Here is an 8794-nt window from a genome sequence, read left to right as displayed (position 1 = left end):
AAAGCGAGTAGCAATAGCGCAATAACAATGATGAAAATACGGTAGTAGGAAATGGCAACGAGGGGACTACCATCAGGGCTGTTCACTAATGACAGGTTTCCTGAGATATAGGACGGAGATCTTACATATTTCAACTGAGCGGTGAAAATTAACTTAATCACCCCTTGAAGAACAATGCTTAATCCCCAGGTTGCTAAGAGGGTTTCTAGAGGTCTACCATACAGCCGCCGAATGACTGTCACTTCCGTGAGTGCGCCAATCAGCGCTGCGCCCAGAAAGGCAAAAGGAATGGTGAGCAGCAAATCCATGTTAAACATCGACTGCATCAGGAAGGTGACATAGGCACCCAGCATGATGAATTCGCCGTGGGCTAGGTTAATGATTCTCATCACCCCAAAGGTAATAGAGAGGCCCAAACCTGTGAGTAGCAGAATGCCCACAATCCCAATGCCGTTTAACAACTGGTTGAGGACGGAGTAAAGGTTAACGCCGCCGGTTTCGGCTGCCGCCGCTTCTTGAGCTAAATAGAAGAGGTTGGTTGGAAAAATACTAAAATCTAACATTCACGGTTAGCCCCAGCTACGGTGATCGTTATAAACAGGGCTAGGGTGATCCGATGAGAACCCTAGCCCGAAGAGACTTAGACCTCCAGTAGTTCGACTGGTAGATCTTGTCCAGTTTCTTGTGTCGGATCGCTGCGATCGTCGGGAGTTGGGTGGATGCAGACGCGCCCTTTATAGAGTGCTTGGCTCCAAGGAATGGGTTTCACCGCTGCTTCAGTTGAGAAGACAATCTCGGCTTGTCCATCGGCTTGCCACTTACCAATCCGGGAATACAGATAGGTGTGATAGTTATCTGGATCAATCTTCACCGTGCCCTGAGGTGCTTGGAACACCTGACCCCGAGTCGCTTCTCGTAGGGTTCCTGTGTTGATTTCGTCTCCTGCTGCCAGCACCTGCTCCATCGCCTGAGCCATGATGAAGGTTTGCAGGTAAGCGGCTTCCATAACTCCGTTGGTGACTCGGTTATCCCCAAATTTAGCCTTAAATTCTGAAACAAAGGCTTGGTTTTCAGGGGTGTCTACGGTTTGGAAGTAGTTGAAGCTGCTGTAGTGACCTTCAGCATATTCTGACCCCATGGCTTGAATTTCTTCTTCCGTGGTGGGGTACGCCATGATTGGGATCTGGTCAGCCGTAATCCCAGCATCTTTATACTGCCTGTAGAAGGCAGGAATACTGTCTCCCACTAGGTTGCTGAGGATGAAGTCTGGCTGAGCTTGCTTGATCTTGTTGATAATCGTGATGAACTCAGTGGTACCTAGGGCAGCATATTCATCACCGACCACCTGTCCACCTAGAGCTTCGAGTTCAGCCTTGGCAATCCGATTACTTTCCTTAGGATAGATGTAGTCGGAGCCGATAAAGAAGCCTTTGGGACCAAAGTTTTCGTAGCAGTAGGGAATAGAGTCGGTGATTTGCTGGTTGGGTGCAGCGCCGGTGTAGATGACGTTGGAGCTACATTCGTTGCCTTCGTAATAGACCGGGTAATAAAGAAGCGAGTCTGTTTCTTCAAAAACGGGTAGCACCGACTTACGGCTAGCCGAGGTGTAGCACCCGAGGACGCAAACAACCTGATCTTCTTCGATCAAGCGTTTGGACATTTGGTTATACAAATCCCAGTTTGAGTCGGGGTTGACTACCACCATCTCAATTTGCTTGCCGCCAACGCCCTGGCGACCAGACCAAGGGCCTTTCCCTTCGTTGATTTGTTCGACTGCTAGGAAGGTTGCGTCCTGTAGGGACTTCTCAACGATTGCAATGGTTCCTGTGGTGGAATACATAACCCCAACCTTCACGGTGTCTCCACCACCTGCAGCGCCGCTAGAACCGTCAGCAGCCGGAGCTTCCTCCCCTCGGGTACAGGCGCTCAGTACGCCTGCGCCGACGGCTATGGAGCCGTATTTGATAAATTTCCGACGCCCTATTCCTAATCTAATTAAAGGGTCACGCGACTCAGCCATGCAGCTCTCCTTAAAACCTCAGACACATCAAAAATCAACTAATAGCTAAAGAGTCTTGCTGTATCAAACAGCACTCGTAGTAACTTGATGGACAGCACGACTCTGATAAAGAGAAGCCTTCAAGTCAGGGTTGGTTTTAAGTTGTTGCCTCCCATAAGAGTACAAAAACTCTGCCCCAAAATGGCTAAAACACCGTCTATGACGAGAGTTTTAGCTGAAACCTTGGGGAACTGACTGAACCTTGATTAGCTTGCTTGTTAGGCTTTAGTAAAGTGATTTCAGAGAGATATTAAGGCGGTTAACTAACAGGCAATTGTATTGTCTACTACCTTTTTTTGTTTTTTTGCGGAATTTATCGTCATAGCGATCGCCCCTGAGAGATATCCCTGGACGGACACTATTTCGTAATTGGGCGAGAGACTTGGGTCACAATGCTGGTTTAGAGCTAGCTACGTCTGCCTGAGGGAGCATACGGATGCCAGGTGATCGTGGCGTCAATTCTTAAGGTTTCTTTACATTGGGGCGTCCCATATGAAGCTGAATAAAATCGATGATGTCGTTCAGTCCCTGCTGTTGTTTGAGGTTGGTGAACACAAAGGGGCGATCGCCGCGCATGGTTTTGGTATCTCGCTCCATGACGCCCAGATCTGCGCCGACCATGGGAGCAAGATCAATTTTGTTGATCACCAGCAGGTCAGACTTGGTGATACCGGGGCCGCCCTTGCGGGGAATTTTGTCGCCCGCAGCTACGTCGATCACGTAAAGGGTGAGGTCTACAAGCTCTGGGCTAAAGGTGGAGGCTAGGTTGTCGCCGCCGCTTTCCACAAAGACGAGTTCGAGGTCGGTGAAGCGTCGTTCTAGGTCTTCAATGGCCATTAGGTTAATCGAGGCATCTTCCCGAATGGCGGTATGGGGGCAGCCGCCGGTTTCAACGCCGACGATGCGATCGCGGCTGAGGGCCTGACTGCGCACCAAAAACTGAGCGTCTTCTTGGGTGTAGATGTCATTGGTGACCACGGCGATGGGGTAGCGATCGCGGAGAGCTTTACAGAGGGCGTCTACTAGGGCGGTTTTGCCGGAGCCGACGGGGCCAGCGATGCCAACTCGGAAGGGATTCATGGTGACTGCTTCTTGACGGTAATGGGACTGGTGTTGCGTTCTACGGTAGGGGGAAGGTTGGGGGACTAGGCTAGCTGCGGAAGAGACGGGAGTAGAGGGTTTCGTGGTTCATACTGGCGATCGCTAACCCCCAACCGCAGCTTTTGGGATCACCGGGCTGGTCGAGAATCTGACGCTGGGTTTCTTCCAATTGGGGATAGAGCGATAGCAGCAGGGTCTGCCCTTGGGTTTGTCCGAGGGGAATTAATTTGATGCCCGCATTGATCATATTGCTAGCCCAACTGTGGAGGTAGCCTAGCAGGGCTTGGTCGCGGGGAATCTGCCATTGGGCAGCGGCCAGACCCACGGCGATCGCAAAATTACAGGGATCACCTCCGGCCGCGATCGCCGCCTGCATCTCCGGAGCCATGGCGGTGAGCAGCCGAGTCAGCGATCGCCCCATCATCCAGCTTTGTTGGCGCAGTTCATAGCTTTCCCGCACCGCCGATAGCCAGTCGTTCCACTGGGCTAAGCCAGACCAGTCTTGGTTCTGCGTAGTTTCATAGGCCTGCACCAGTGCCAGACCCTCTAGGCGGATGGCCCCGTAGGTGAGATCTTGGGTTAACCAGTGCTGCAACTGCTCAACCTGGGTGATCTGTCCAGCTTGCACCAAGGTCTCCAGTCCTTCGGAGTAGCTGAAGGCTCCTACGGGGAGGGTAGAGCTGGCGAGATGCAGCAGATGCAGCAGGGATTGGGTAGATTTAGTGGGCATGGTGGGTGCTGCTGCCGTAGGCTCCGGTTTCGGGATGGAAGGGGGCGGTGTCTGGGTGAACATGCAGCCCCATGTGGAGCAACATATCCTGGAGAACGGGGTCGGGCGACAGGCGCAAATAGTCGCAGGTCACTTCTAGGGGCACGTGGCGGTTGCCTAGATGGTAGGCAGCCCGCAGCAGATCGAGGGGATGGTGGGCGGTGACGGTGAGCACGGGTTCGGGTTTGGCAATTACCTGAACGCGATCGCCCTCGGCAGAGAGCAAGATATCCCCATGCTGGAGCACGGTGCCCCGAGGTAGGTTGAGGTAAAGGGAGAGCCCTGGCTCGGGTTCAAGGTGGCGGCGGCAGCGGGTACGTTCCTCGGCGGTGAGGGGCAGGATGTGGTGCAGGTCGCTGGGGGTGGTTTCAGAGATCCGCTGAATCAGGGTCAACATAGGATGTACAGGTGGGGTCGGTCATGGGGGTCGTGGGATCGATGGGTGATAGGTGAGGGATCAAGCGGCGTGATCCACCATCACGTTGCTTTTTAGACTTAGGGCAAATCTTGCACAAAATCAAGTAATTGGTGGGCCATCTCCAGTTTGGAACAAGGGGCGATCGCTTGCTGGCGGCCCTGGGCATCGATCAGGATGGCTTGATTATCGTCGCTACCAAAGCCGCTGTGGGGTTGGTCGATGGGGTTGGCGGCGATCGCATCCAGTCCCTTGCGCCGTAGTTTGTCTAGAGCAGGCGTAACAATATCGCCGGTTTGGGCCGCGAAGCCAATAAACCGCTGGTGGGGTTGTTTGTGCTGCTTGAGGGTGGCGATCAGATCGGGGACGTTGCTCAAGGGCAGGCTCTCCGGCAGCTCTGCTTTAGGTAATTTGTGCCGATGGGTTTGGGCGGGCTTCACATCGGCAACGGCGGCGGCCATGATCAACCAATCAGCGTGAGGTAGATGGTGGAGCAGGGATTGGTACATCTCCTCGGCGGTGGTGACGGGCGATCGCTCCACGCCGTTGAGTCCTGTTTGTAAAGCGGCATCCATGGGGCCATGAACTAGGGTGACGGTTGCGCCGCGATGCAGGGCGGCTTGGGCTAGGGCGATCCCCATTTTGCCCGTGGATGGATTGCCAATAAACCGCACGGGATCGAGGAATTCGCGGGTGCTGCCCGCGCTGATCAGGATATGCCGACCCACCAGGTCTCGCCGACCTTGGGTATAGAGAAGCGATCGCACCTGGGCTAGAATCTCCGCCGGTTCTGCCATGCGTCCTGTTCCCACGCGATCGCAGGCCAAGCGACCGGCACCGGGGCCAACGGCATGGTAGCGAGGATCCTGATGAATCTGCTGCCAGTTGCGCTGCACGCTCACCTGGTTCCACATGTCGGTATTCATGGCGGGAGCGAGGAGCACTGGGCAGGTGGATGCTAGAACCGTGTTGGTGAGCAGGTTATCGGCTAACCCATGGGCCAGTTTTCCCAGGGTATTGGCCGTCAGGGGAGCCAGCACCAGCACCTGAGCCCATTCCCCAAGGTCGATATGCAGCGGTCGGCCGCGATCGCCTGTCCATTCATGGCGATCGCCATAGGCAGGATGGCGGGCTAGGGTAGCCAAGGTGAGAGGTGCGACAAACTGCTCCGCCGCTGCCGTCATGATCACCCGCAGGTCAACACCTGATTGGGCCAGGCTAGAGACCACTTCACAAACTTTATAGGCCGCAATGCCGCCACCTACTCCTATCAGTACCCGTTGAGGCATTCCCACCCTCCGCTTCATCTGACCATAATAAATCGGGGTGCAGTGCTGCACCCCGACCCTAAGGTTATCTGACCCATCTCTAGGGATGGGTGGTGGCTGAATCTAGGATTCGTCGTAGGCTTCGAGATCCAGCAAATAAAGGTAGGGTTCAACCATTTCTGGACGGTGGAAAGCGATCGCTCGCAGTAGATGCCAATCATTCAATCCGGCAAAGGGATCGGCATAGTCATCTTTATCGAGACGTACGGCTAGTTCGGCAACGTCTTCCTCCGTTACCTTCGATACGTCTGGCGTTGAAAAGTGTTGCAGTGTTGTCATGGCTCCCCCCGCTGTCAATTCTGCATCGGTTACGTCAAATAGGCGATCGCGCATCGATGCAGCCTGTCTATTCCCATACTAGGGCGTTTCTCCCCAACCCATGGCTATACTAGCCACAAAACTTTGGATTTGTTCCATGACGGCGGGCTGGATCTCATGACCCATGCGTTCAAATTCGCAATAGGTGAGAGGAACGGCCGCGGCGGTTAGCTGACTGCGGGTATGGTGGGCGGCTTGAATCGGCACCACTTGGTCTTGGCGACCATGCACCAATAGGGTCGGCGGCGCTGGCTGAACTGGTGTATTGAGCGGCCCATGGAGGTAGCCGCTGAGGACTAGGACGCCCGCCAGGGGAAGCTGCATCCCCACATCCAACGCCATGGCTCCACCCTGGGAGAAGCCCGCTAAAAAGGTGCGCCCTAGGGGAATGCCGGTCTGTTCTTCTAGGGACAGCAGCCACTGGTGTAAATGCTGGCGACTTTGGACTAGGTCGTCGCGATCGCTGAGGGTTGTATCAAAGGCGTAGCCCAAGGGAAATTCGTACCACATGCGTCCGCCGAAGCCTTGGGGATGGAGAAAGGGGGCATCGACGAAGAGCAATTCGTAGTCCGATAGATCCATATATTCTGCCAAGGTGGCTAGGTCTTTGGCATTGGCTCCCCAACCATGCAGTCCCACCAACAGACCAGCGGCTTCCGTCGAGGCGGAGGGAATGGCGATCGCATTCAGGCTCAGGGCTCGTACTCCTAGGTTTATAACTCACCATCGTTTATCCTAGCGTATGCGTTCCTCGTCTTTTTCCTAAAGAAACTCTCCGCAATTTGCCCATCTTTCGATAAGATCCTTACGCTGTAGGTACGCCCGATCTCAAACGGTCAACAGCAAGTATTGGACTTGGAAAGGACGGAATCATGGCACGGTTAGCACTGCTTAGCACCTCAGACAAGACAGGCCTGGTAGAGTTTGCCCGGCGGTTGGTTGAAGATTTTGGGTTTGATATTGTCAGCAGTGGCGGCACGGCGGCGGTGCTCAAACAGGCAGGATTGCCGGTGACGAAGGTGTCGGACTACACGGGATCGCCAGAAATTTTGGGTGGACGGGTGAAGACCCTACATCCCCGCATCCACGGGGGCATCCTAGCGCGACGCAATCTGCCAGAAGATACGGCGGATCTGGAGGCCAATGAGATCCGTCCGATTGATTTGGTGGTGGTCAACCTCTATCCGTTTGAGCAAACCATTGCTAATCCGGATGTCACCTTGGTTGATGCTATTGAAAATATTGATATTGGGGGCCCAACACTGCTGCGGGCGGCGGCGAAAAACTATGCTCACCTGACGGTACTCTGCAATCCCGATCAGTATGATGCCTACCTGAGCGAGTTTGAGCAGTACGACGGCAATGTGTCCCAATCGTTCCGCCAAACCTGCGCCCAGAAGGCTTTCTGGCATACAGCCACCTATGACTGTGCGATCGCCACTTACTTGAGCAGTGAACCGGGGAATGCTGCCGTTGAAGGTCAAGAACTGCTGCCGGAACGTCTTGCGATCATCGGCCAAGCTCATCAGCCCCTACGCTATGGTGAAAATCCTCACCAGCCAGCTCTGTGGTACACCACGGGCACCGTACCCACGGGCTGGGCTGCAGCGGACAAGCTCCAGGGTAAGGAGTTGAGCTACAACAACTTGGTGGATCTAGAAGCGGCGCGGCGGATTATTAAAGAATTCGACGATCGCACCCCGGCGGTGGCTATTCTCAAACATACCAACCCCTGCGGTGTGTCCCTAGGGGATAGCTTGGTGCAGGCATACCACCAGGCCTTTGATGCCGACTCCATTTCTGCCTTTGGGGGCATTGTGGTGCTCAATCAACCGATTGATCAGGCCACGGCGGAGGCTATGACTAAGACATTTTTGGAATGTGTAGTAGCTCCGGGTTGCGATCCGGAGGCCCGAGAGGTGTTGGCGGCTAAGTCCAAGCTGCGGGTGTTGATTTTGCCCGATCTTCAGTCTGGCCCTACCCAAACCGTGAAGGCGATCGCGGGTGGTCTATTAGTGCAAGCAGCGGATGACCATGCCACCAATCCTGCAGAATGGCGAGTAGTGACCGAGCACAAACCCTCCACCGACGAGATGGAGGAACTGATGTTTGCCTGGCGGGTGGCCAAGCATGTCAAGTCGAACGGTATTGTGGTCACCCGCGATCGCACCACTCTCGGCGTAGGGGCAGGGCAGATGAACCGAGTGGGTGCCGTCAGCATTGCTCTAGCGCAGGCAGGCGATCGCGCCCAGGGAGCTACCTTGGCTAGCGATGGTTTCTTCCCCTTCGATGATTCAGTACGCACGGCGGCCCAAGCTGGCATTCGAGCGATCGTTCAGCCCGGCGGCAGTTTACGCGATCAAGACTCGATTGATGCAGCCAATGAGCTAGGGCTGATCATGGTGATGACCGGCGTGCGTCATTTTCTGCACTAAGAGTTCCTTGTTATCCAAGGTTACAGATATTGTTCCTACGCTGAGCGTGGGAATACTTCAGCGCGGCGCTCCTGCGCCCAGACCCCAATCGCTGCAGAAGCGCCAGGGAAGGTGCCAACGCAGGAGCGTTGGCACAATAACAAACGCTTCCCATAGGAGCTAGCCTAGAGATGGGGCAGATAGCCAAAACTTAGGCTCACAGATAGGGTAGGTTTTCAGTTTGTGACGGTAATAACGTCAGACTATCTTGCTCTTGTTTTTGAGCATCTGTGGCTGTGGATACGCTATAGCACGGCAAATGGGTCAGCAAAGAGGGCAGTAACACGGCAAATGCTGCTAAATCTACTAAACCTGACTTATAGTATCGTC

9 protein-coding genes are annotated in these 8794 nt (G+C 54.6%); 1 reads left to right on the top strand and 8 read right to left on the bottom strand.

Features of this window, described 5'->3' with window-relative positions:
• From V6D20_10150 to V6D20_10115, 8 genes are all read right to left on the bottom strand, one after another.
• The coding region (locus V6D20_10150; GenBank protein HEY9816141.1) for a hypothetical protein at window positions 1–563 on the bottom strand (563 nt) is incomplete at its 3' end.
• Between the two features lie 77 nt (window positions 564–640).
• Window positions 641–2020: an ABC transporter substrate-binding protein gene (locus tag V6D20_10145; GenBank protein ID HEY9816140.1), complete on the bottom strand. Its 1380-nt coding sequence runs from the start codon at window positions 2018–2020 to the stop codon at window positions 641–643.
• A 501-nt stretch (window positions 2021–2521) separates the two neighbouring features.
• A complete protein-coding gene (gene ureG, locus V6D20_10140) occupies window positions 2522–3139 on the bottom strand; it encodes an urease accessory protein UreG (GenBank protein ID HEY9816139.1) in 618 nt (205 codons plus the stop codon).
• 70 nt (window positions 3140–3209) lie between these two features.
• Window positions 3210–3890: an urease accessory protein UreF gene (locus V6D20_10135; GenBank protein ID HEY9816138.1), complete on the bottom strand. Its 681-nt coding sequence runs from the start codon at window positions 3888–3890 to the stop codon at window positions 3210–3212.
• Entirely contained in the window at window positions 3880–4326 is a 447-nt protein-coding gene (ureE, locus tag V6D20_10130; protein HEY9816137.1) for an urease accessory protein UreE, read from the bottom strand. Before ureE ends, V6D20_10135 begins: the two co-directional genes overlap by 11 nt.
• Before the next feature lie 98 nt (window positions 4327–4424).
• Window positions 4425–5633, bottom strand: coding sequence for a bifunctional phosphopantothenoylcysteine decarboxylase/phosphopantothenate--cysteine ligase CoaBC (gene coaBC, locus V6D20_10125; protein HEY9816136.1), 1209 nt, complete (start codon window positions 5631–5633; stop codon window positions 4425–4427).
• A gap of 102 nt (window positions 5634–5735) precedes the next feature.
• Entirely contained in the window at window positions 5736–6005 is a 270-nt protein-coding gene (locus tag V6D20_10120) for a DUF2555 domain-containing protein (protein ID HEY9816135.1), read from the bottom strand.
• 24 nt (window positions 6006–6029) lie between these two features.
• Window positions 6030–6665, bottom strand: coding sequence for a dienelactone hydrolase family protein (locus tag V6D20_10115; protein HEY9816134.1), 636 nt, complete (start codon window positions 6663–6665; stop codon window positions 6030–6032).
• Between the two features lie 197 nt (window positions 6666–6862).
• Here V6D20_10115 and purH point away from each other — a divergent pair, with 197 nt between their 5' ends.
• Window positions 6863–8425 carry a bifunctional phosphoribosylaminoimidazolecarboxamide formyltransferase/IMP cyclohydrolase gene (purH, locus tag V6D20_10110; protein HEY9816133.1) on the top strand — a complete coding sequence of 521 codons (1563 nt, stop codon included), beginning with the start codon at window positions 6863–6865 and terminating at the stop codon, window positions 8423–8425.
• The last annotated feature ends 369 nt before the right edge of the window (window positions 8426–8794 follow it).

The sequence above is a fragment of the Candidatus Obscuribacterales bacterium genome (assembly GCA_036703605.1).
Lineage (GTDB): Bacteria > Cyanobacteriota > Cyanobacteriia > RECH01 > RECH01 > RECH01.
The sequence above is the reverse complement of the archived record's forward strand: the minus strand, read 5'-3'. Positions and strand labels throughout refer to the sequence as shown.